The sequence below is a fragment of the Streptomyces corynorhini genome (assembly GCF_003346515.1).
Taxonomy (GTDB): Bacteria; Actinomycetota; Actinomycetes; order Streptomycetales; family Streptomycetaceae; genus Streptomyces; species Streptomyces corynorhini.
Genome location: NZ_QQNA01000138.1, coordinates 2,861 through 3,189, shown reverse-complemented (window position 1 = coordinate 3,189; position 329 = coordinate 2,861). Strand labels below are relative to the sequence as shown.

1 protein-coding gene is annotated in these 329 nt (G+C 76.9%); it reads left to right on the top strand.

The window, feature by feature from the left end:
- Positions 1–20 precede the first annotated feature (20 nt).
- A partial coding sequence (locus DVH02_RS35200) for a CurL C-terminal domain-containing protein (RefSeq protein WP_158575907.1) occupies positions 21–329 on the top strand: 309 nt, incomplete at its 3' end.

Below are 329 nucleotides of genomic sequence, written 5' to 3'. Positions count from 1 at the left end.
TCAGCGGCACCAACGCGCACATGATCATCGAGGAGACACCGGCGGCCGTGGAGGTCGCGGACGCCGAAGCGTCGCCCGCCGGCCCCGCGGTGACCGCGGGCCCACCCGCGGCGGCGGGGCCGGTGCCCTGGCTGCTGTCGGCCCGCAACCGCAAGGCGCTCTCCGCACAGGCCACTCGCCTCCTCACCCACCTCGACGACGCGTCGCCCGCCCTCCCGGACCCGGCGCGCCTCGGGCACGCCCTCGCCACGACCCGCTCCACGTTCGAGCACCGGGCCGTGATCACCGGGCGCACACTCGACGACCTGCGCGCTGGGCTCAGCGCGCTG